Origin of the sequence: Mycobacterium genavense ATCC 51234 (assembly GCF_000526915.1) — a bacterium.
GTDB classification, from domain to species: domain Bacteria; phylum Actinomycetota; class Actinomycetes; order Mycobacteriales; family Mycobacteriaceae; genus Mycobacterium; species Mycobacterium genavense.
The window spans coordinates 25,579-49,394 of sequence record NZ_JAGZ01000008.1; the positions used below are offsets into that span (position 1 = coordinate 25,579).

Genomic DNA, 23,816 nt, shown 5'->3' on the forward strand with positions numbered 1-23,816 from the left:
AACTCACCCGGTTCGCGTTCGGCTGCTGATCACCCGTCTCCCCGCGCACACCCCGCTGACCTGCAGCCGCACCCCGCCGATCCGGCCGAATCCCGGACGGCCTTCGGCGGTGATCTCGTAGCCGCAGACCCGGGCGGCAAGCCGCGTCGGCGCCCCTTGCCACTCGCCGTCGGTGACCAGCAGGGTGCAGCCTTTCAGGCGGGCGCGAGCCACCACCGCCCGCGCCCGGGTCGGCGGCACCCGGCGCCCGCCCAGGCCGAGAACCACCAGATCCATCCCGTCGACGAGCACCGCGGCCACCTCCACCGGATCGGTCCCGGGGTCCGGGATCACCGCGAGCCGGCTCAGATCCGCCCCCATCTCCACCGCGGCCAGCAGCCCGATATCCGGCTGGCCGACGATGGCCGCGTTCCCGCCGGCGGCCGTCACCGCGGCGATCACGCTCAGCAACAGCGACCGCGCACCCGAGAGCACCGCCACCGTCCCGCGGGGTAGCGGGACGGGTAGCGCCTCGGCCAGCCACTGCGGGACCGGCAGTTGGGATTCCGATTCCGGCAGCAGATCGTCGGGCCGGGCAGCGGGCCTCCCGGGTGATTTTCCGGACAACACCGCCATCTGCCGGCGCAGCGATTCGAGCTGTTCCGCACGATCCGGGTCGGAGGCGACAGCCGCCGTCATATAGCCTCCTACCAGCAGTTCCATGACTATTTTCGAATGTATGTTCGACTTGATCCGAGTAAACACCCACCCGCCGACAACCGTCAAGAAACGGGAGAGGCTGCTTATGCGATCGGTGCTGCTGTGGCTCCTGGTGCTGTTTTGTGGAGCGATCGTGACGGCCACCCCGGCCCGAAGCGACTGCCAACCCGCCAAGTTCTTCGTCGCCGACCACCCCGATCCCTATTCGAGCCACAGGCCGACGCGACGATCGCCGTCAACGGCGTGACGGTCACCGGATCGACGCCGCTCGACGGGGTGTACTGGCCCGACGCACAGCAACGGAGCACCGTTGATCGTTCGCGCGAATTCCATGTCTGCGGCCCCGACCAGCCCACCCTGCACGCCGCCGCCGAGGCACTGCGCCGGCAGTTCAGCCAGGAATCGGTGCTGTTCTTCGACTACCGGCCGCAGCAGGCGCCGGACGCGATCATCATCACCGTGCCGAATGTCGACATCGAACGCCTCGGCACCGCGCTGGCGGGCGATCTCGCGGCCCGCAACCGGCTGCACGGCGCCTCCGTCACCGCGACCGACCACACCCTGATCCTGGTCGCCGCCAGTGGCGATCGCGATATCGCCCGCCGGCTTGTCACCGAGGCCGGTGGCGACTGGCAGGAGGCCGACATTGCTTACGGCAGAAGCGAATTCGTGAAGTAGCTAGCCGGGAACCTCTTCCCCCGCGGGCGTGACGCCAGCCGCACGTTCGGCGGGCGGGAGCCTGTCGCGGAGTTACTCCCACTCGATGGTGCCGGGCGGCTTGCTGGTGATGTCCAGCACCACGCGGTTGACCTCGCGGACCTCATTGGTGATCCGGGTCGAGATGCGCTCCAGCACCTCGTAGGGCACCCAGGTCCAGTCCGCGGTCATGGCGTCCTCGCTGGACACCGGGCGCAGCACGATCGGGTGCCCGTAGGTGCGGCCGTCACCCTGCACACCGACCGAACGCACCTCGCCGAGCAGCACCACCGGGCACTGCCAGATCAGGTTGTCCAGGCCGGCCGCGGTGAGTTCCTCGCGGGCGATCGAATCGGCCCGCCGCAACGTGTCCAACCGGGCAGCGGTGACCTCGCCGACGATCCGGATCCCCAAACCCGGGCCCGGAAATGGTTGGCGCCCAACGATTTTCTCCGGCAGGCCCAGCTCGCGGCCGACGGCGCGGACCTCGTCCTTGAACAGCAACCGCAGCGGCTCGACCAGCTTGAACTTCAGGTCGTCGGGCAGCCCGCCGACGTTGTGGTGGCTCTTGATGTTCGCGGTGCCGCTGCCGCCGCCGGACTCCACCACGTCCGGATACAGCGTGCCCTGCACCAGGAAGTCGACCCCGGACCCACTGTCTCCCACGATGTCCCGCACCGCGCCCTCGAAGGCCCGGATGAACTGGCGGCCGATGATCTTGCGCTTGCCCTCCGGGTTGGTCACGCCCGCCAGCGCCGCGAGGAAGGTATCGGCAGCGTCCACGGTGACCAGGTTGGCGCCGGTGGCGGCGACGAAATCGCGCTGCACCTGTGCGCGCTCGCCGGCGCGCAACAGCCCGTGGTCGACGAAGACGCAGGTCAGCCGGTCTCCGACGGCCCGCTGCACCAGTACGGCGGCCACCGCGGAATCCACTCCGCCCGACAGCCCGCAGATCGCACGGCCGTCACCGATCTGGGCGCGTACCTGCTCGATCAGCGCCTCGGCGATGTTGGCAGCCGTCCAGTCCGCGCCGAGCCCGGCGAAGTCGTGCAGGAACCGGCTGAGCACCTGCTGCCCGTGCGGGGAGTGCATGACCTCGGGGTGGTACTGCACGCCGGCCAGACGCCGGGCCCGGTTCTCGAAGCCGGCGACCGCCGCACCCGCACTGCTGGCCACCACGTCGAACCCCTCGGGGGCCGCGGTGACCGCGTCGCCGTGGCTCATCCAGACCGGCTGCGCCGCGGGCAGGCCCGAATGCAATTCTCCGCCAAGCACTTTCAGCTCGGTGCGACCGAACTCGCTGGTGCCGGTGTGGGCGACGGTCCCGCCCAGCGCCTGCGCCATCGCTTGAAACCCGTAGCAGATGCCGAACACCGGCACGCCGAGGTCGAACACCGCCGGGTCCAGCTGCGGGGCACCGTCGGCATACACACTGGCCGGCCCGCCGGAGAGCACCAGCGCCGCCGGATCCTTGGCCTTGATCTCGTCGATGGACGCGGTGTGCGGGATGACCTCCGAAAAAACGCGGGCTTCCCGGACGCGACGGGCGATCAATTGCGCATACTGCGCGCCGAAGTCGACCACCAGCACGGGCCGCGTCGAAGCTGCTTCCACGGCAGCCAGCTTAGTGGCTGGCCAATGCCGAGGCGTCGGCGTAGGGATTCCCGGCCGACCGGCCTACAGCGAAAAGCCGGCCCGCACCGCGTCGACGGTCGCCGGATCGCCCGTGACGGCAACGCGCCGCAGCGCCGCCTTGCGTTTGGCATCGCTGTGACCCAAGCGGGCAGTCACCAAATCCGCGGCGGCGGCGGTGATCGTCACCACGGGCTCGCAGTGGGCACCGGCCAGCCGGCCCTGCGTGACCATGAAATCGAAACGCCGGCCGTCGATCTCGGCCCGGCACGTCGCCTCCAATCCCGCGGTCTTGCCGGGGTCGAAGCCGAGCAGGACGCCGACCAAAAAGCCGTTGAGCGGCGTCACCGGACCGACGTCGACGGGATCCAACCGGTCCAGGCCGAACCACGCGATGCTCTGGATGATCGGCAGCACCCGCTGCCAGCCCAGGTCGCTGAGCGTGTACACGGTACGCCCGATCGGGGCCGGCAGGTCGGTCCGGTCGACCAGCCCGGCGTCCTGCAGCTCCTTGAGCCGCTCGGCGAGCAGATTGGTTGCGATGCCGGGCAGTGCGGCGCGCAGGTCGCCGTAGCGGCGCGGCCCGCCGACCAACTCGCGCAGGACCAGCAGCGTCCAGCGCTCACCCAAGATGTCGAGCCCGCGCGCGATCGGGCAGTTCTGGTTGTAGTTGCGTGTCCGCATCACCCCACCTTACCAGCGAGAGACGTCTTTTTCTTTCTGTTGCGTGATTTATTTGTCTATTAGATGTACTGTCTTGTCCATGCGTACCAGCCCAGTGTTCCGAGATCACCCGTTCGCCGCGCTCACCGTCATCTGCCTCGGCGTCTTCGTCATCAGCGTCGACGCCACCATCGTCAACGTCGCACTGCCCACCCTGTCGCGCGAACTCGATGCCGACACCTCGCAGCTGCAATGGATCGTCGACGCCTACACCCTGGTCATGTCCGGGCTGTTGCTGTCGGCCGGCAGCTTCAGCGACCGCTACGGGAGGCGAGGCTGGCTCAATGCCGGCCTCGCGCTCTTCGCTGTCACGTCAGGCCTTGCCGCGCAAGCGAATTCCGCGGATCAGTTGATCGCTGCGCGTGCTGCCATGGGAGTGGGGGCGGCGGTGATCTTCCCGACCACACTGGGCCTGATCACCAACATCTTCACCGACCCGGTCCCGCGCGCCAAGGCGATCGGGCTGTGGGCGGCGATGGTCGGGGTCGGGGTGGCCGCCGGGCCGATCAGCGGCGGCTGGCTGCTCGAGCATTTCTGGTGGGGAGCCATCTTCATGGTGAACATCCCGATCGCGATCGCGGCCATCGTCGGCGGCGTCTTGTTCGTGCCCACCTCCCGCGACCGCGCGGCACCGCGCGTCGACGTGCCGGGGTTGGTCCTGTCGGCGGCCGGCGTCACCGCGCTGGTCTACACCGTCATCGAGGCGCCCTCGTGGGGCTGGACCAGCACCCGCGCCGGCGTCGGATTCACCACGGCCGCTGCCCTTCTCGCCGGGTTCGCCCTCGTCGAGCGGCGCAGCACCCACCCGATGCTGGACGTCACGGTGTTCGCCAACCGCCGGTTCTCCGGCGGCAGTCTCGCGGTGACCGCGGGCTTTCTGACCTTGTTCGGTTTCATCTTCGTCATCACGCAGTACTTTCAATTCATCAAGGAGTACAGCGCTTTTCAGAGCGGCGTCCGCCTGCTGCCGGTCGCCGTCTCGATCGCGGCGGCCAGCGTCGTGGGGCCGCGACTGGTAGAGAGGATCGGAACCACCGCCGTCGTCGCCGGCGGACTGGCCGTGTTCGCGGCCGGTCTGGCCTGGGCATCCACCGCCGACGCCGCGACGAGCTACACCGAGATCGCCGCGCAGATGCTGCTGCTCGGCGGCGGCCTCGGACTGACGTTTTCGCCGGCCACCGAGGCGATCATGGGTTCGCTGTCGGCGGACAAGGCCGGGGTCGGCTCGGCCGTCAACGACACCACCCGTGAGCTCGGCGGCACCCAGGGGGTGGCCATCGTGGGCAGCGTCTTCGCCTCGGTCTACTCCGCACATCTTGGCTCCGCGCCCGCGCTGGCCGCCTTGCCGGCCGACCTCACCGCGGCGATGCGTAACTCGATGGCGGTGGCGCACGCGGTGATCGGGCGGCTTCCCGCCCAGCACGCGGGCCCGGTGCGCGAGGCCGTCAACCGCGCGTTCTTGGACGGCCTGCAAGTGGGTTCGCTGGTGTGCGCGGGGATCGCACTGGCTGCAGCGATCGTCGTCGCGGGGCTTCTTCCGGCACGCGAACGGGTCCGCGAATTGGAAAGGCAACAAGCATGACTCGGATTGGAACTCAGTATTCGACCGGCCTGTCGCGGGCCAACATCGAGCAGGCGCTGCGCACCGCCGGAAAGGACCTCACCCGGCTGGTCCCCGCCGACCTGAGCCTGCTGGAGGACTTCCACACCATGGGCCGCATCGCAACCGCCCAACTGGTCGACCTCGCCGGGATCACCAGTGCGAGTGCGGTGCTCGACGCGGGCAGCGGGGTCGGCGGGACCGCGCGCTATGTCGCCGACCGGTTCGGCTGCACCGTCACCGCCGTCGACCTCACGGCCGAATACTGCGACACCCACCGCTGGCTCAATCGACTCGTCGGCCTCGACGACCGGATATCGGTGCACCAGGGCGACGTCACCGCGCTGCCCTTCGCCGACGCCGGCTTCGACGTCGCGATCAGCCAGCACGTCCAGATGAACGTGGCCGACAAGGCGCGGCTGTACTCCGAAGCGCGCCGGGTGCTGGTCAACGGGGGCCGTCTTGCCTTGTGGGACATCACGACTGGCGACGGCCGCGAACTGACCTATCCGCTGCCGTGGGCCGAGCAGCCCGCACACAGCCATCTGGTGACCCCCGCCGAGCTGCGCGAGGTCATCGAGGCGTCCGGATTCGCCGTCAAGCACTGGAACGATCTCACCGACCAGGCGGGCACGATCATGCAGGCCCTGCTGGCCCAGCCCGTCGGGCCGTTGGGCCTGCACGCCTTCGTGGCCGACTTCGCGCGCAAGGCCGAGAACCTGACCGCCGCATTGTCGGATGGGCGGCTGCGGATCATCCGGGCAGTCGCGCGAGTGAGCGGCGCGGGTTAAATGCCCTGAGCATCATCGCGCGCGGGCGCAAGAATGCGAGTTCGCTGGCGGCCCAACCGCAAGCATGGTGGAGTGGTATCGCCCGAATACTCCGACAGTGAGGATCCTCTGTGCTGGGTCTGCCAGAGAAGGTGCGTGCCTGCCTGTTCGACCTCGACGGCGTGCTCACCGACACCGCAAGCGTGCATACCAAGGCCTGGAAGACCATGTTCAACGCGTACCTGTCCCAGCGGGCCGAGCGCACCGGGGAGAAGTTCGTGCCGTTCGACGCCGCCGCGGATTACCGGACCTACGTCGACGGCAAGAAGCGCGAAGACGGGGTCCGGTCGTTTCTGCACAGCCGGGGAATCGAACTGCCCGACGGCGACCACGACGACCCCAGCGACGCCGAAACCGTTTACGGCCTGGGCAACCGCAAGAACGACATGTTCCAGAAGGTGCTGGACCGAGACGGCGTCGAGGTGTTCGACGGGTCGCGGCGCTACCTGGAGGCGGCCTCGGCCGCCAGGCTGGGCATCGCCGTCGTGTCGTCGAGCGCCAACACCCGCGAGGTGCTCGAGATCACCGGGCTTCAGCGGTTCGTCCAGCACCGGGTGGACGGGGTGACGCTGCGTGAGGAAAACATCAAGGGCAAACCGGCGCCCGATTCCTAATCTGCGGGGCGCGCAGTTGCTCGACGTCTCCCCCGACGCGGCCGCGGTGTTCGAGGACGCCCTGTCGGGTATCGCGGCCGGGCGTGCCGGTAACTTCGGCTACGTGGTGGGTGTCGACCGAGTGGGCCAGGCCGAAGATCTGCGGAAGAACGGCGCCGACATCGTGGTGACCGATCTCGCAGAATTGCTGCCCGCATGATCACCCAGGAGGCCTTCCCGGTCGAGCCGTGGGTGGTCCGCGAGACGCGCCTGGACCTGAACCTGATAGCTCAGTCCGAATCGCTGTTCGCCTTGTCCAACGGGCACATCGGGCTGCGCGGCAACCTCGACGAGGGCGAGCCGTACGGTCTGCCGGGTACGTATTTGAACTCCTTCTACGAGATCCGGCCGCTGCCCTACGCCGAGGCCGGTTACGGGTATCCGGAGGCGGGTCAGACCGTCGTCGACGTGACCAACGGCAAGATCATCCGCCTGTTCGTCGAGGACGAGCCGTTCGACGTCCGGTACGGCGAACTGGTGTCCCACGAACCCGTTCTAGACCTGAGGGCGGGCACGCTGACCCGTAACGCGCACTGGCGTTCGCCGGTGGGCAAGGAAGTCAAGGTGACTTCGACCCGGCTGGTGTCGCTGGCCCACCGCAGTGTCGCCGCCATCGAGTACTGCGTCGAGGCGGTCAACGAGTTCGTCCGGGTCACCGTGCAGTCGGAGTTGGTCACCAACGAGGACCAGCCGAGGACGTCGGCCGACCCCCGGGTGGCGGCCATCCTGGAAAATCCGCTGGAGGCCGTCGAACACGACGAGACCGACTGCGGTGCGCTGCTGATGCACCGGACCCGGGCCAGTCAGCTGATGATGGCCGCGGGAATGGATCACATCGTCGAGGTGCCCGGGCGCGTCGAGGTCACCAACGACGCCAGCCCCAAACTGGCGCGCACCACCGTGATCTGCGGGCTGCGCCCCGGCCAGAAGCTGCGCATCGTCAAGTTTTTCGCGTACGGCTGGTCCAGCCAGCGCTCCCGGCCCGCGCTGCGCGACCAGGTCGCCGCCGCGCTGCACAGCGCCCGCTACAGTGGCTGGGACGGGCTGCTGAAGCCCAGCGGCAGTTCCTCGACGACTTCTGGAACAACGCGGACGTCGAGGTCGAGGGCGACTCGGAATCCCAGCAGGCGGTGCGGTTCGGGCTGTTTCACCTGGTGCAGGCCAGCGCTCGGGCCGAGCGCCGCGCCATCCCCAGCAAGGGCCTGACCGGAACGGGCTACGACGGCCACGCCTTCTGGGACACCGAGGGTTTCGTGCTTCCGGTGCTGACCTACACGCTGCCGCACGCCGTCGCCGACTCGCTGCGCTGGCGGGCGTCGACGATGGACATCGCCCGAGACCGGGCGAAGGAACTCGGCCTGCAGGGAGTGAGCTTTCCGTGGCGGACCATTCGCGGCCAGGAGTGCTCGGGCTACTGGCCGGCCGGCACCGCGGCCTTCCACGTCAACGCCGACATCGCGATGGCCTTCGAGCGCTACCGGGTCGTCACCGGCGACCAGTCCCTGGAGGCCGAGTGCGGCCTGCAGGGACTGATCGAGACGGCCCGGCTGTGGATGTCGCTGGGACACCATGACCGCCACGGCGTCTGGCACCTCGAGGGGGTCACGGGCCCCGACGAATACACGGCGATCGTGCGCGACAACGTCTTCACCAACCTGATGGCCGCGCACAACCTGGTCGTCGCCGCCGACGCCTGCAACCGCCACCCCGAGACGGCCGAGGAGCTGGGCGTCACGCACGAGGAGATGGCCTCCTGGCGCGACGCGGCCGACGCCGTCCACATCCCCTACGACGAGGAGCTGGGCGTCCACTAGCAGTGCGAAGGCTTCACCAAGTTCGCCGAGTGGGACTTCGAGAACCGGCACAAATGTCCCCTGTTGCTGCACGAACCGTATGTGCGGCTGTACCCGGTGCAGGTGGTCAAGCAGGCCGACCTGGTGCTGGCCATGCAGTGGCAGAGCCACGCGTTCACGCCGGAACAAAAGGCCCGCAACGTCGACTACTACGAGCGACGCACGGTGCACGACTCGTCGCTGTCGGCCTGCTGTCAGGCCGTGATGTGCGCCGAGGGCGGACATCTCGAGCTCGCGCACGACTACGCCTACGAGGCCGCGCTGATCGATCTGCGCGATCTGCACCAGAACACCCGCGACGGTTTGCACATGGCATCGTTGGCCGGCGCCTGGATGGCAATCGTCGCGGGCTTCGGCGGCCTGCGCGACGACGAAGGCATCCTCGACATCGATCCCGCCCTGCCCGACGGCACCACCCGGCTGCGCTTCCGGGTGCGGTGGCGCGCCTTCCGGCTGATGGTCGACGCCAACCACACCGACGTCACCTACACGCTGAGCGACGGGGACTCCGGTGAGCTGACCATCCGGCACGCCGGCGAGGAACTCCTGCTCAAGACGGACTCGCCGACGACCATTGCGGTGCGTCAGCGCAAGGCAATGCTGCTGCCGCCGCCACAGCCGCCCGGCTGTGAGCCCACCCACCGGCGCACCCAAGCCCACCAGCTCGCCGGCGGACACTGACCGCGGCTACGCCACGGGCACACCGTCTTCTGTTGCCGCAGAGTCGATCTCGCTGTCCAGTAGCTCGACGATGCGCGCGGTCACCGCGGCCGCGGTGGGGTGCTCCCACAGCAGCGTCGGAGGCAATGCCAGCCCGGTCTGCTTCTCGAGCTGACGGCGCAACGCGACCGTCATGATCGAGTCCACGCTGATTTCGACCAGCGGCATCCGGGTGTCGACGCTGTCGACGGGCAGCCCGAGTTCGGCGGCCACCGCCGTGAGGACCTGCTGGCTCACCCATTCCTCGGTGTCCATGTCGCCGGGGCCCACCGGGGTGCAATCCTTTTGCCGCATGGTCGAATCCGCGGCAACGGCCGCGGCGATGTCGGCCAGGATCGGCACCGACGCGGCGTCCGGGAGCACCGGCAACACCACCGGGTTGGCCTCCTGCGACCGCATCGCGACGTCCAGGGCCCGCAGTGCGTCGTCGGCGCCGATGGTGTCCATGCCCAGCGCATCCAGTTGCGCGGCAATGTATCCCGAGTCGAGCCCATACCCAGGCCGCGCCACGCGGTCCAGGCCACGCTGGTGGTGACGTCGCCCAGCCCGCGCCGGTGCCGGACCAGCGCGTCCAGGAAGGCGTTGCCGCAGGCGTAGACACCCTGTCCGGGGAAGCCGGCCAGGTAGCCACACGAGGAGTACAGCACCATCCAGTCCAGCTCGCCGGGCGCGAACATCTCGTGCAGCGTGAGCGCTCCGTCGACCTTCGGATGCATGGTGGCGACGATCTCGTCGATGGTGGTATTCGCAAGCAACACACCGGCTTCCACGCCCGCCGCATGGATCACGCCGCGCACCGGCGGCAAGTCGGCCAGCACCGAGCGCAGTTCGTCGGCGGCGCCGGGCGTGGCGATGTCCAAGGCGACCGAGCGCACCCAGACGCCGCGCTCTTCGAGCGCGGACACCGCGCGGACCTGGCTTTGGTTGTCCGCGGCGGCGCACGCCGAGCGTTGCGGAAGACCGGACCGGGACAGCAGCACCACGCGGTGCGCACCCAGATCGGCCAACCGTTCGGCGATGCGCAGGCCCAGCACGCTGGTCCCATCGGTGACCAGGTAGGTGCCGGCCGGCGTGCATTCCATCGTCGGTCCGGTTCCACCAATGACGTTGGCCAGCTTCGCAATCCGCGCGACACCGTCGCGAACCACTACCACAGCGTGGCCGCTGAGCGTGGCCAGCGCACCCAGCGGCAGCCGGTTCTCGGCCAGATCCAGCACCCCACCCCACAGGGTGGGATGTTCGGCGGCCGCCACCCTCGACAGTCCCCACAGCGGCGAGCGGTTCACGTCGGCGCCCTCGTGCACGCCTTGGGTCAAGGTCCACAGCCGTGCTGAGAGGCCATTGTGCAGCAGCGATTTGAGGGTCGTCAGCACGGTCTCCACGGCTCGGACCGGACTGTCCTCGGCATGGGGCAACACCAGTACGACGGCGCCGGAGTCCAGCTCGGCGGGAAGGTCGGCCGGCGTGGCGCAGATTTCATAGGCGACGCCAGCCGCGGTCAGGTCGCGTTCACACCAGGCGCGGACGCCCGCGTCACCGCCGACCAGCACGACGTGACCCGGCACCGCGTCGGCGTCGAACGGCGTCGGATGCCAATCGATTCGGTGCACCACCCGAGACACGTCGCCGCCGTTGTTCTCCAGCTCCTCGAACGTCATCCTCGCGACCGCCACCAGCGGCCTGCCGGTCAGCGTGGCGATGGTGACATCGGTGCAGGTGCCCTCGTCGCGCCGGCGAATGTGCAGCAGTACCGAATCAGACGGTGTACCAAGGACTCTCACCCGTTGGATACGCGCGGGCATGTGCAGCCGGGGCGCGCCGTCGAACACCGTGGAGGCCACCGAGGTGGCGGCGTCGATGAGCCCGGCCCACGTCGAAGGCTGCGACCCGTCGGGTTCGGCACGCACCTGCGCGAGGAATTCGCCGTCACCGGCCCACAGATCGACCACCTCCCAGCCCAATCCCATCTCGGCGACACCGAGGGCGGCTAGGCGCTCCACCACGGTGTTCGACGTCAACTGCTCGGTGCACCGTACCCGGATCGCGGACTCGTCGAGCCCGGGCACCTCGCGATCGTCGCCGGGGGCGGCGATCGCGAGGTGCAGTGCGTCAGCCAGCCGCCGACGTCGGGGCCGTCGTCGACCAGCCGGGTGGCGATCGCCAGCGCCTGGTCCTGCAGCACGACCTGGACATCGCGGGTACGGCCGGGCGCGACGGGGGTGCGCAGCTGCACCTCGGCCACATCGGTTTTCGCGGCCGTGCGGAAAGTGTTGAGCAGCACCGCGGCCGGCACGATCTCGGTGCCCTGCACGGGATGGTTACCGGGATACGGCCGCGTCGCCATGTCCAGCCGGGTCTCCCAGACCCGGGCCAGCACCGTGCCGGTGACCTCGAGTCGGCCGCCGAGCAGGGTGTGGCTGTCGGCGTCGTGTACGCCGCGGCCCGCGGGCGGGGCGCTCGGGATGCGCCAGAAATCGCGGTGCTGCCAATGCGTGCCCGGCAGATCAGGGGCCCATGTTGCGGCGGGGTGCCGGCGTCGCCGACGGGCGCGCCGTGGCAGTGCAGGGCGGCGACCGCGGCCGCGACGCAACGCCGTGCCCGCTGGTCGCGGCTCAGCACGTCGACGGCCGCATGCTCGTCGATCTGCAAGTGCAGCAACGTTTCTGCGATGGAGTGCGAAACCACCGGGTGGGCCGAGACCTCGAGGAACAGCCGGTGACCGTCCTCGGCGGCCGCGCAGACCGCCTCGGCGAACCGGACCCGGTCGCGCAGATTGGCCACCCAGTAGTCCGGCCCGCGCGCCGCCGACGACCGCGGGTCGGCCAGCGCGGTGGTGTAGAGCGGAACCCGGGCCGGCGCCGGCTCGGGCAGCGTGGCGGTGAGCCGCGCCAGGTCGGCGGTGAGGGGGTCCATCGCCGGGCTGTGGAACGCGACGTCGGTCTTGACGCGCCGGACCGACAGGCCTTCGTCGCCCCACCGGGCGGCGACCTCGTCGACGGCCGCGGCGGTGCCCGACACCACCGTCGAGGTCAGCGACGCGCTGATGGCCGCCACCACATCGGAGCGCGCGCCGAGCCGTTGCTGAGCAGCGGCGAAGGGCAGCGGCACCAACGCCAGCGCGCCCGCACCCATCACCGTGCGGAATCCACGGGCGCGGTAGCACACCACGGCGGCCCCCTGCGCCAGGTCGAATACACCCGCGGTCACGCAGGCGGCGACCTCGCCCACGGAGTGACCGATCACCGCCGCGGGCCGCACCCCGCGCTCGCGCAGCACGGCGGCCAGGCCGACCTGCATCGCGAAGGTCAGCGCCTGCACCTGGTCGGTGCCGCCGAGGTCGCCGGAGGCCAGCGCCACGCGCGCCGACAAACCCAGTTCGGCGCCGAAGATCGGGTCGATCGCGTCGATCACGGCGGCCAACGCCGGTTCGGTGGCCAGCAACTCCTGGCCCATCCGCGACCAGTGCGAACCGTGTCCGGAGAACACCCACACCGCACCCCCGGACGCACCGGGCAGCACCGTGCCGCGCACCAGCGCGGCGTCACGCCCGCCGGCGGCCAGGGTGCGCAGCGCGCCGATCAGCTGCTCGGAGTTCTCGGCTATCACGGCCGCTCGCACCGGCTCGTGGCTGCGACGGGTCCACAGCGTCGCGGCGATCTCGTCCAGCGATGCCTTGCGGTCGCCGAGATGCTCGGCCAGCGCCGCGGCCTGCGCGCTCAGCCTGCTCGCCGAGCGGCCCGATAGCGGAATCACCGCCGCCCCAGTCTTTTCCGCGGGTGCGGCAGCCGGCGCGGGCGGCGCCTCCTCGAGCAGCACGTGCGCGATCGTGCCGCCGTAGCCGTAGCTGCACACCGCCGCTCGGCGGGGATGGCCGGGCCGGCGCGGCCAGGCCTGCGCCTCGGTCGGCACCCGCAGGCCGCTGTTGTCCCAGTCGACGGCGGGGGTGAGCTTGCGCACGCCGGCGGTGGGCGGAATGGTCCGGTGGTGCAGGGCCAGCACGGCCTTGACCAGGCCGACGGCGCCGGCGCCGCCCTCGAGATGGCCGGTGTTCGGTTTGACCGAACCGACCAAGGCGGGATCGTCGGCGGGTCGGGCCGCCCCGTACACCTCCGCCAGCGCCGCGACCTCGACGGGATCGCCGGTGGGCGTGCCGGTTCGGTGCGCCTCGATGAAATCGACGGTGGCGGGGTCGATGCCCGCCGACGGCAGGCCAGCCGGAACAGATCCGCCTGGGCGGCGCCGTTGGGCGACATGATGCCGACTGTGCGACCGTCCTGGGCGACCGCTCCCCCGCGGACCACGGCCAACACCCGGTCCCCGTCGCGGCGGGCGTCGGCGAGCCGCTTGAGCACCACCACCGCGGCGCCCTCGCCGCAGCCGTAGCCGTCGGCGGACTCGTCGAAGGTTTTGCAGCGGCCGTCGGGCGCCGTCGCGCCGGCCTGGTCGAGCACCCGGGTCAAACCCGGCCCGATCAGGGCGCTGACGCCGCCTGCCAGCGCCAAGGCCGTCTCGCCCGAGCGCAGCAGTTGGCAGGCCTGATGCACGGCCACCAGCGAGGCCGCGCAGGCGGCGTCCAGCGCCACGCTGGGGCCACGCAGATCGAGCAGGTGGGACACCCGGTTGGCGATCCCGCACAGCGACGTGCCGATCCCGGTCCAGGCCTCGATGCCGGGCAGGTCCTCCATCAGCAACTTGCCGTAGTCGTCGGAGTTCACCCCCATAAGCACGGCGGTGTCGCTGCCGGCCAGCGACCGGGGCGGCACCCCGGCGTGCTCGAGCGCCTCCCAGCTGACCTCGAGGGCCAGCCGCTGCTGGGGGTCCATCAGTTCGGCCTCGCGCGGGGAGACGCCGAAGAACTCGGCGTCGAATCCCGCGAGGTTGTCGATGAAGGTGCCCCACGGTGTGGTGTCCTTGAGCACCGCGGCGTTGCGCGGGTCGCGCCACCGGTAGGGCTCCCACCGGTCGGCGGGTACCTCCCGCACCGCACTGCCACCTTCCAGCAGGAAATCCCAGAAGGCCGCGGCCGTCGTGACATCACCGGCCAGGCGGCAACCAACGCCGATGACGGCGATCGGTTCGCGCATCGCGTCAGAGGTCACGCGCGGTACCGTTCATCAAAAGCCACCGTTGAAATGTCATGTCAGTCAAATCCCAAGTGCGCCAGTGGCTCTCACGCCCGCGTCAGGGTGACGACGATTTGCTTCTTGTCCACCTTGCCCACCGCGGTTTTGGGGAGCGACCGCATGGCCTCCAGCACGTCCGGCTTGGCGTGAACCGAGACGCCGCGACCGTCCAAGAATCCATTCAGCTCGGCCAGGGTGACCGGAGTGCCCTTGAAAACAACTGCCGCACAGATCTTTTCACCGAGGTACTGATCCGGCAGGGCGACCGCCGCCGCGTCGGCGACGGCGGGATGAGCGTGCAGGTGCTCCTCCAGGTCCGACGCCGAGACGGTCTCGCCGCCCCGATGGATGACGTCCTTGATCCGGCCGGTCACCTCGACGTAGCCGGCCCGCGGGCCGTCGGCGAAGATCCGCACCCGGTCGCCGCTGCGGTAGAAGCCGTCGGGGCTGAACGACCGGACGTTGGCGTCCTCGGCGCGGTAGTACCCGTTGATCGTGTACGGCCCGCGCACCAGCAGCTCGCCCTCTTCGCCCGGGGCCACTTCGTCGCCGTTCTCGTCGACGACCTTCATCTCGTCGGCGGGCGACATGGGCCGGCCCTGAAGGTTGTCCACCACGTCGACGGGATCGCCGGGCCGGGTGAAATTCAGCATCCCCTCTGCCATCCCGAAGATCTGCTGCATGCCCGCGCTCAGGTTCTCGCGGATGAACCGGGCCTCGTCGGGCAGCAACCGCGATCCGCCGACCTGCACCACGCGCAGCGAGGTCGACAGCACCGGTTCCCACTCGCAGGCCTGCGCCCACAGCTTGGCGAGCGCGTTGACCAGACCGGTGACGGTGACGCGGTGCCGGTCGATCAGCGCGAAGCAGGCCTCGGGGCTGGGGTCGTCGGTGAAAATCGTGGCGGCGCCCACGGTCATCGCGCCCAGCAGACCCGGGCAGCACCACGAGGTAGGCGTCGTCGGGGGTCATCCAGTAGGCCGCGGCGCACGCCGCAGCGTTGTAGCGGTAGTCGTCGTGGGTGCGGGCGATCAGCTTGGGCAGCCCCGTGGTGCCGCCGGAAACCAGCAGCAGCGCGGGCAGGCCCGGATCCGGCGCCGCGGTCGGCCGGACCGGGCCCGCGTAGTGCCGAACGTCGGCCCAGGCCCGGAAGTCGCCGGGGTCGCCGTCGACCAGCACCCTGGTCAGCCGCGGGCGCTCCCGCACCAGCGCGGTGGCCATCTCGCGGTAGTCGAAGCCACCCGCCTGATCGGTGATCACCAGCCCGACCGCCCCGCTGACCTCGGCGAAGTGGCTCAGCTCGGCCGTGCGATGGCCGGGCAGGCACATCACCGGCACCACCCCGGCGCGCAGCATTCCGAACAGGGCCAACGCGAATTGGCAGGAGTTGGGCAGCTGGAGCAGGACCCGGTCGCCGGCGACGAAGCCGAGGGTGGTCAACCCGCCGGCGATGAGATCGGTCAGTGCGTCGAATTCGGCGAAGGTGTAGCTGGTATGCGCATCCGCGATACCGCGGCGCTGCGGCCAACGGTGCGCGGCCTCGCGCAGGATCGAATCCAGCGGCAGCCCCGCCCAATAACCGGCCCGCCGGTAGGCGTCGGCCCGATCACTCGGGAACGGGACGAATCCCGTTGCGAGGTCCACACTTTCGTCGTGTTGCAGCTCGGCATCGGGATGGAATCCGGTGCTCATCGCGGTCGGCGCCCTTCCGGGGTAAGTTAAGTCCCAAAACCAATATAGGGTAGCCTCCGCATCGTTAGGACAGCCTTCACTAATTGCTGAGAGGTTTCACACAATGGGTCGCGCCGCGACGAGCGCTCTGAGCGTCCGAGAACAGGTCGCCGAATTGCTTGGCATCGCCCCCGAAGCGTTGGACCCCGAAGCCGACCTTATTGCCTCCGGGCTCGACTCGATCCGGATGATGTCGCTGTCCGGGCGGTGGCGCCGGCAGGGCATCGACATCGGTTTCGCGTCCCTGGCCGAGAACCGACCGTTTCCGCGTGGACGCGAATGGTCTCGGCGCTGCGCCACGACGACGGCGGCGGCGAGGAGCCCGAAGCCGCGGCGCCCGGTGACGACGACGGCGAGACCTTCCCGCTGGCGCCCATCCAGCACGCATTGTGGTTGGGCCGCAACGAAGAACAGGCCCTCGGCGGCGTGGCCCCGCACCTCTACGTGGAGTTCGACGGCGCCGGGGTCGACCCGGAGCGACTGCGCGTGGCCGCGGCCGCACTCGCCCGCCGTCATCCGATGCTGCGGGTGGAGATCCTGCCCGACGGCACCCAGCGGATCACCGACCGCACCGTGGGGGTCGAGGTGGTCGACCTCCGCGACCTCGACGCGGCCGCGGCTCAGCAGCGGCTGGAGCAGATCCGTGACGCCAAGTCACACCAGATCCTTGACGGCGAGGTGCTGGAGATCGCCCTGACGCTGCTGCCCGACGGGCGCAGCCGCCTGCACGTCGACATGGACATGTCGGCCGCCGACGCCGTCAGCTACCGCAACTTCATGGCCGACCTCGCGGTCTTCTACCGCGGCGGCGACCTGCCCGAGCTGGGCTACACCTACCGGCAGTACCGGGCCGCGCTGCCGGCCGCCACCTCGGTGTCCGAGGAGGACCGGCGGTGGTGGGCCGAACAGGTGCCGGACCTGCCCGAACCGCCGTCGCCCCCACTGGTGCCGACCTCCGAGCAGGCCAATCCGCGGCGCAACATCCGGCTCTGGCGCTACTTCGACGCCGACATCCGCGAGGCGCTGTTCGCCGCGGCGCACAAGCGCGGCATCACCCCCGCGATGGCGATCGCCGCGTCCTACGCCGGGACGCTGGCGCGCTGGTCGACGAACTCCCGGTTCCTGCTGAACCTGCCGATGTTCGGCCGCGAACCGTTTCACCCCGACGTCGACAAGCTGGTCGGCGACTTCACCACGTCGCTGATGCTCGACGTCGACCTGACCGACGCGCCGACCGCGGCAGCCCGGGCCCGCGTCCTGCAGGAGTCGCTGCACGCCAGCGCGGCGCACTTCAGCTACTCGGGGCTGTCGATCCTGCGCGACCTGACCCGGCATCGCGGCGTGCCGACGCTGGCGCCGTTCGTGTTCACCAGCGGGCTGGGGCTCGGCGACCTGTTCGACGGCGAGGTCACCGAGCAGTTCGGCAAGTGCGTCTGGCACATCTCGCAGGGGCCGCAGGTGTTGCTGGACTCCCAGGCCACCCCGTTCGACGGCGGCCTCCTGGTCAACTGGGACGTCCGTGCCGAGGCGTTCCGGCCGGGGGTCGCCGACGCGATGTTCGCCTACCACGTCGCCGAGCTGATCCGGCTGGCCGACGACGACGCCTGGGAGGCGCCCGACCCACCGGCACTCCCGCCCGAACAGCGCGCCCTGCGCGCCCGGCTCAACGGCGTCACCATTGCGCCGAGCTCAGATGCGTTGCACGACGGCTTCTTTCGAACCGCAGCCGCCCGCCCCGACGCCCCCGCGGTGTACAGCAGCCTGGGCGATCTCACCTATGCGCAGCTGCGCGAGCAAGCCCTTGCCGTGTGTGCGACGTTGCGGGAGAACGGGATTGGCCGCGGCGACGCTGTCGCGGTGCTGGGCCCCAAGACCGCCGAGCAGATCCCGGCGCTGCTGGGCATCCACACCGCCGGCGGTGTGTACCTGCCGGTCGGCGTCGACCAGCCGGCCGCCCGCGCCGCACGCATCCTGGGCGGCGCGGGCGTGCGGGCGGCCCTGGTGTGCGGGACTCGAGGGCTCGACGGCCTGCCGGTTCCCGCGCTGACCGTGGCCGAAGCCGTCGCGCAGGGCCTGCCCGCCGCCGCCGACACCGAGCCGGCCGCCACCGATCCGGCCGATGTCGCCTACGTGCTGTTCACCTCGGGCTCCACCGGGGAGCCCAAGGGCGTCGAAGTCAGCCACGACGCCGCGATGAACACCGTCGAATTCATCAACGCCCACTTCGACATCGGCGCCGACGATCGATGCCTGGCGCTGTCCACCCTGGAATGCGACATCTCGGTGCTGGACATCTTCGGGATGCTGCGCGCCGGCGGGTCGATCGTGGTGGTGGACGAGGAGCAGCGGCGCGATCCGGACGCCTGGGCGCGGCTGATCGAGCGGCACCGGGTCACCGTGCTGCACTGGCTGCCCGGCTGGCTCGAGATGCTGGTCGCGGTGAACTCGGGCCGGATCGCGTCGGTGCGCGTGGTGCCCACCGGCGGCGACTGGGTGCGCACCGAGATGGTGCGCGCGCTGCGTGCCCAGGCCCCGCGGGTCCGCGTGGCCGGGCTGGGCGGGGCCACCGAGACGGCCATTCACAACACGATCTGCGAACCCGGCGAGCTGCCGTCGCATTGGGCCGCGGTGCCGTTCGGCCACCCGCTGCCGAACAACAGCTGCCGCGTGGTGGCGGCCGACGGGTCCGATTGCCCGGACTGGGTTCCCGGCGAATTCTGGGTCGGCGGGCGCGGCATCGCCCGCGGCTACCGCGGCCGGCCGGATTTGACCGAAGGCAAGTTCATCGAGCACGACGGCAAAAACTGGTACCGCACAGGCGATTTGGCGCGATATCTACCCGACGGCACGTTGGAGTTCGTCGGCCGCGCCGACCACCGGGTCAAGATCAGCGGCTACCGCGTCGAGCTCGGCGAGGTCGAGGGAGCGCTGAACCGGCTGGAGTCGGTGGACGGCGCGGTGGCCGCGGTGATCCCCGTCGCCGGCGACCCCAAGCGCGAGCAATTGGCCGCGCTGGTCCGGCTCACCGACCCCGCGTTGACGCCGGCGCAGCTGACCGCCGCGGTGTCGGGATTCGTTCCGCCCCATATGGTTCCCGACCTGATCGTGCCAGTCGCCGAGATCCCGTACACGGTCGGCGGCAAGATCGACCGGAAGGCGGCGGGCGAGCTGCTCTCGCGCGCCGGCCAGCAGCGCGCCACGGCGACCCAGACGGACCGGCGGGCGCCGTCGACACCGCTGGAACGGGCGCTGGCCGACATCACCGCCGGCCTGCTGCGCGTCGAGACGGTCAGCGCCGACGACAATTTCTTCGGCCTCGGTGGAGATTCGGTGCTGGCCACCCAGCTGGTCGCCCGCGTGCGCGCCTGGCTGGACACCCCCACCGTGATGGTGGCCGACATCTTCGCCGCGCGCAGTGTGTCGACGCTGGCCGCGCTGCTGGCGGCCCGCGAGCCGGGCAGCGATCGACTGGCCCAGGTGGCCGAGGTCTATCTCGAGGTGGCGGCGATGGAACAGCACGAGGTGGCCTCCGCGCTGGGCTCTGCGACCGCATCCTGACACCGGTCCATTTCCGCAAGTTATCGGCTTGACCTGCAGTTTGTCGCGGTCAGAACCTCCTTTGACCGACCCCTTGCCCAAACTGTAGACATCCGACTACACTCGCGGTTAGTCAACTGACTACACCGACTTTTCGAGCAAGGATCAGGGCCATGACAGACCAGATAACCGTCACCAAGCTGGGCAGCCGGATCGGCGCTCGGGTCGACGGGGTGCACCTCGGCGGCGACCTCGACCCGGTTGCCGTCGAGGAAATCCGCCGGGCGTTGCTGACTCACAAGGTCATCTTCTTCCGCGGCCAGCACCACCTCGACGACCAGCAGCAGCTGGCGTTCGCCGGCCTGCTGGGCACGCCCGTCGGCCACCCGGCCGCCGGCGCGCTCGCGGCCCAGGGCGCGCCGATCATCACGCCGATCAACTCCGAGTACGGCAAGGCCAACCGCTGGCACACCGACGTCACGTTCGTCGCGAACTATCCGGCGGCCTCGATTCTGCGGGCGATCACCCTGCCCCGCTACGGCGGCTCGACGCTGTGGGCCTCGACGGTCGCGGCCTACGAGGACCTGCCCGAACCGCTGAAGTGCCTCACCGAAAACCTGTGGGCGCTGCACAGCAACCGCTACGACTACGTGACCGACGAAGCCGTCCTGTCGATGACCGACGCGCAGCGGGCGTTCCGGCAGGCGTTCGAAAAGCAGGACTTCCAGACCAAACATCCGGTGGTGCGGGTGCACCCGGAAACCGGTGAGCGCTCGCTGCTGGCGGGCGACTTCGTGCGCAGCTTCGTCAGCCTGTGCAGCGCGGAGTCGACCGCGCTGTTGGAACTGTTGCAACGTCGAATCACCAAGCCCGAGAACACAATTCGCTGGCACTGGGAGGCCGGTGACGTCGCCATCTGGGACAACCGGGCCACCCAGCACCGGGCGATCGACGACTACGACGACCAACCCCGGCTGATGCACCGGGTCACGCTGATGGGCGACGTGCCGGTCAACGTGCACGGCGAGCGCAGCCGGGTGGTCACGGGCGCGCCGCTTCAGGCGATCGCGAGCTAACCGACCGAACCGACCGGGTCGATCGGCAGCCAGCGCAGTGCGCCGGGCGCGTCGGCCGGCACCACCGGGTACTTCGGCGGGATGGGGTCCAGCCGACGGTAGCTATCGCCCTGCAGCGGCCGCAGATCGCGCTCACCCTTGTTCGGCCACAGCGAGGCGGCCCGCTCGGCCTGCGCGGTGATCGACATCGAAGGGTTGACGCCCAGATTGGCCGAGATCGCCGCGCCGTCCACCACCAGCAGCGACGGATAACCGTAGACGCGATGGTAGGGGTCGATGACTCCGCGCTCGGGGCTGTCGCCGATCACCGCGCCGCCCAGGAAGTGCGCGGTCAGCGGAATGTTGAACAGCTCGCCCCAGGTGCCGCCGGCGACGCCGTCGATCTTGTCCGCGATGCGGCGGGTGACCTCGTTGCCGACCGGGATCCACGACGGGTTCGGCTCGCCGTGTCCCTGCTTGCTGGAATACCAACGGATGCCCAGCTTTCCGCGCTTGGTGAACGTGGTGATCGAGTTGTCCAGGTGCTGCATGACCAGCGCGATCACCGTGCGTTCGCTCCAGCGGCTGGGGTTGAGCAGCCGCAGCATCTTGCCCGGATCCTTTCCCGCGGTGTCGAGCAGCTGCCGCCAGCGCGGCACATCGGTACCCTGGCGGGCCGGGGCCGTCGGTCATCAGCGTCTGCAACAGCCCCATGGCGTTGGAGCCCTTGCCGTAACGGACGGGTTCGATGTGGGTGTCCGGCGTCGGGTGAATCGACGACGTGATCGCCACGCCGTGCGTCAGGTCCAGATCCGGGCTGACCTCCAACCGTCCGGCGCCGACGATCGACTCCGAGTTGGTCCGGGTCAACACGCCCAAACGTGTTGAGAGACGCGGCAATCGTCCCTTGTCGCGCATCTTGAACAGCAGGTGCTGCGTCCCCCAGGTGCCGGCGGCCAGGATCAGGTGGCTCGCGGTGTAGGTGCGTCGGCCTCGGCGCACCCAGCTGCCGGTGCGAACCGTTCCGACCTCCCACAGCCGGTCGGGGCGCTGCTGGAAATTCTTTACCGTCGTCATCGGAATGACTTGCGCCCCAGCCGATTCGGCGAGGCCTAGGTAGTGCTTGAGGAACGTGTTCTTGGCGCCGTAGCGACAGCCCGTCATGCAGCAGCCGCATTCCAGGCAGCCGGTGCGGTCGGGGCCCACGCCGCCGAAGAACGGGTCGGGCACCGTCTTTCCCGGCGTCTTGGTTCCGTCCGGTCCGAAGAACACCCCGACCGGGGTGGGCACGAAGGTGTCGCCACAGCCCATCTCGTCGGCGACTTCCTTGACGATGCGGTCGGCGTCGGTGAACGTCGGGTTGGTGACCACGCCCAGCATCCGCTGCGCCTGCTCGTAGTGCGGCATCAGCTCGCTGCGCCAGTCGGTGATGTGGCGCCACTGCTGGTCGTTGAAGAACGGATCCGGCGGCACGTACAGCGTGTTGGCGTAATTCAACGACCCGCCGCCCACGCCGGCGCCGGCCAGGATCATCACGTTTTTCAGCGGGTGGATCCGCTGAATGCCGTAGCAGCCCAATCTGGGCGCCCACAGAAATTTGCGCAGGTTCCACGACGTCTTGGCGAACTCGTCGTCGGCGTAACGCCGGCCGGCCTCCAAAACGCCTACGCGGTAACCCTTGTCGGTCAACCGCAGCGCGCTGACACTGCCGCCGAACCCCGAACCGATGATCAGGACGTCATAATCTGGCTTCATCCCCACCAGTATGAACTTACCGGCCAGTAATAAGCCAGCGGGCCGTTACCGTCGGCCGAGTGCCGCGACGGGCCCTAGATGCCGACGGTCAGGCCGACCTTCTGGAATTCCTTGAGGTCGCAGTAGCCGGCCTTGGCCATCGATCGGCGCAGGCCGCCGACCAGGTTGAGGCTGCCGAACGGGTCGTCGGACGGCCCGTTGAGCACCTGCTCGAGCGGCGGGCGCTCGCCGACGGCGATCTGCAGCAGCGCCCCGCGCGGCAACGACGGGTGCGCCGCCGCGGCCGGCCAGAACCACCCGCCGCCCAGCGCCTCGTCGCTTTCGGCCAGCGGGGTGCCCAGCACCACCGCGTCGGCACCGCAGGCGATGGCCTTGGCCAGCTCACCGGAGGTGTGGATGTCGCCGTCGGCCAGCACATGCACGTAGCGGCCGCCGGTCTCGTCGAGGTATTCGCGGCGCGCGGCCGCGGCGTCGGCGATCGCGGTGGCCATCGGCACGCTGATGCCCAGCACCTCGTCGCTGGTGGTCACGCCGCGGGTGGAGCCGTAGCCGACGATCACGCCGGCCGCGCCGGTGCGCATCAAATGCAGCGCGGTGCGGTGGTCGAGCACCCCGCCCACCACCACCGGCACGTCGAGCTCGGAGATGAAGCTCTTCAGGTTCAGCGGTTCGCCGTTGGAGGCCACGCGCTCGGCCGAGACGATAGTGCCCTGGATGACCAATAGGTCGATCCCGGCCTGCAGCAACACCGAGGTCAGCGACTGCGCGTTCTGCGGGCTGACCCGCACCGCGGTGGTCACGCCGGCCTCGCGGATACGGGCCACCGCGGCGCCCAGCAGGTCCGGGTTCAGCGGCGCCGCGTGCAGCTCCTGCAGCAGCCGGATCGACGCCGAGGGTTCGGGTTCCTTTTCGGCGGCCTCGACCAGCTGGGCGATCTTGGCCTGCACGTCGGAGTGCCGGCCGATCAGGCCCTCGCCGTTGAGCACGCCCAGCCCGCCGAGCCGGCCCAGCTCGATCGCGAACTCCGGTGACACCAGCGCGTCGGTCGGGTGGGCCACCACGGGGATCTCGAACCGGTAGGCGTCCAGCTGCCAGGTCGTCGACACGTCCTGCGACGAGCGGGTGCGCCGGGACGGCACGATGCTGACTTCGCTGAGTTCGTAGGTGCGACGGGCGACGCGGCCCATCCCGATCTCGACCATGTTCAGT

At 69.8% G+C, this 23,816-nt stretch carries 8 protein-coding genes and 6 pseudogenes; 7 read left to right on the top strand and 7 right to left on the bottom strand.

Annotation, left to right across the window (positions count from 1 at the left end):
- Positions 1 to 3 precede the first annotated feature (3 nt).
- The gene (locus tag T428_RS0117260; protein ID WP_025737452.1) at positions 4 to 678 is read right to left on the bottom strand and encodes a hypothetical protein; all 675 of its coding nucleotides are present in this window, start codon (positions 676 to 678) and stop codon (positions 4 to 6) included.
- A 264-nt stretch (positions 679 to 942) separates the two neighbouring features.
- On the opposite strand from T428_RS0117260, the gene T428_RS29035 reads away from it, so the two are divergent.
- Entirely contained in the window at positions 943 to 1,377 is a 435-nt protein-coding gene (locus T428_RS29035; RefSeq protein ID WP_245604968.1) for a hypothetical protein, read from the top strand.
- Positions 1,378 to 1,449: 72 nt separating this feature from the next.
- On the opposite strand, the gene guaA is transcribed toward T428_RS29035, so the two are convergent.
- Both guaA and T428_RS0117275 read right to left on the bottom strand, forming a co-directional pair.
- Positions 1,450 to 3,018, bottom strand: a complete 1,569-nt coding sequence (guaA, locus tag T428_RS0117270) for a glutamine-hydrolyzing GMP synthase (RefSeq protein ID WP_425412052.1) — start codon at positions 3,016 to 3,018, stop codon at positions 1,450 to 1,452.
- Between the two features lie 54 nt (positions 3,019 to 3,072).
- Positions 3,073 to 3,711, bottom strand: a complete 639-nt coding sequence (locus T428_RS0117275; protein WP_025737455.1) for a winged helix-turn-helix transcriptional regulator — start codon at positions 3,709 to 3,711, stop codon at positions 3,073 to 3,075.
- 79 nt (positions 3,712 to 3,790) lie between these two features.
- Here T428_RS0117275 and T428_RS0117280 point away from each other — a divergent pair, with 79 nt between their 5' ends.
- The 4 genes and pseudogenes from T428_RS0117280 (at position 3,791) to T428_RS29045 (ending at position 9,367) form a co-directional block, all read left to right on the top strand.
- Positions 3,791 to 5,332 (top strand): MFS transporter, encoded by a 1,542-nt coding sequence (locus T428_RS0117280; RefSeq protein ID WP_025737456.1) that lies wholly within the window; start codon positions 3,791 to 3,793, stop codon positions 5,330 to 5,332.
- Entirely contained in the window at positions 5,329 to 6,141 is an 813-nt protein-coding gene (locus T428_RS0117285; RefSeq protein WP_025737457.1) for a class I SAM-dependent methyltransferase, read from the top strand. The genes T428_RS0117280 and T428_RS0117285 overlap by 4 nt, the downstream gene beginning before the upstream one ends.
- Positions 6,142 to 6,205: 64 nt before the next feature.
- Positions 6,206 to 6,993 (top strand): annotated as a pseudogene (locus tag T428_RS29040) (beta-phosphoglucomutase family hydrolase).
- A pseudogene (locus T428_RS29045) lies at positions 6,990 to 9,367 on the top strand (glycoside hydrolase family 65 protein). The pseudogenes T428_RS29040 and T428_RS29045 overlap by 4 nt, the downstream one beginning before the upstream one ends.
- Positions 9,368 to 9,373: 6 nt before the next feature.
- Here the strand turns inward: T428_RS29045 and T428_RS29050 are convergent.
- Both T428_RS29050 and T428_RS29055 read right to left on the bottom strand, forming a co-directional pair.
- Positions 9,374 to 14,490 (bottom strand): annotated as a pseudogene (locus tag T428_RS29050) (type I polyketide synthase).
- A gap of 86 nt (positions 14,491 to 14,576) precedes the next feature.
- Positions 14,577 to 16,221 (bottom strand): annotated as a pseudogene (locus T428_RS29055) ((2,3-dihydroxybenzoyl)adenylate synthase).
- Between the two features lie 103 nt (positions 16,222 to 16,324).
- On the opposite strand from T428_RS29055, the pseudogene T428_RS29060 reads away from it, so the two are divergent.
- Positions 16,325 to 19,818, top strand: a pseudogene (locus tag T428_RS29060) (non-ribosomal peptide synthetase).
- Between the two features lie 152 nt (positions 19,819 to 19,970).
- Positions 19,971 to 20,873 carry a TauD/TfdA dioxygenase family protein gene (locus T428_RS0117330; RefSeq protein WP_025737462.1) on the top strand — a complete coding sequence of 301 codons (903 nt, stop codon included), beginning with the start codon at positions 19,971 to 19,973 and terminating at the stop codon, positions 20,871 to 20,873.
- Here the strand turns inward: T428_RS0117330 and T428_RS29065 are convergent.
- Positions 20,870 to 22,607 (bottom strand): annotated as a pseudogene (locus T428_RS29065) (GMC oxidoreductase). The gene T428_RS0117330 and the pseudogene T428_RS29065 overlap by 4 nt on opposite strands.
- Before the next feature lie 74 nt (positions 22,608 to 22,681).
- On the bottom strand, positions 22,682 to 23,809 hold the full coding sequence (locus tag T428_RS0117340) for a GuaB3 family IMP dehydrogenase-related protein (protein ID WP_025737463.1): 1,128 nt from the start codon (positions 23,807 to 23,809) through the stop codon (positions 22,682 to 22,684).
- Positions 23,810 to 23,816: the final 7 nt, after the last annotated feature.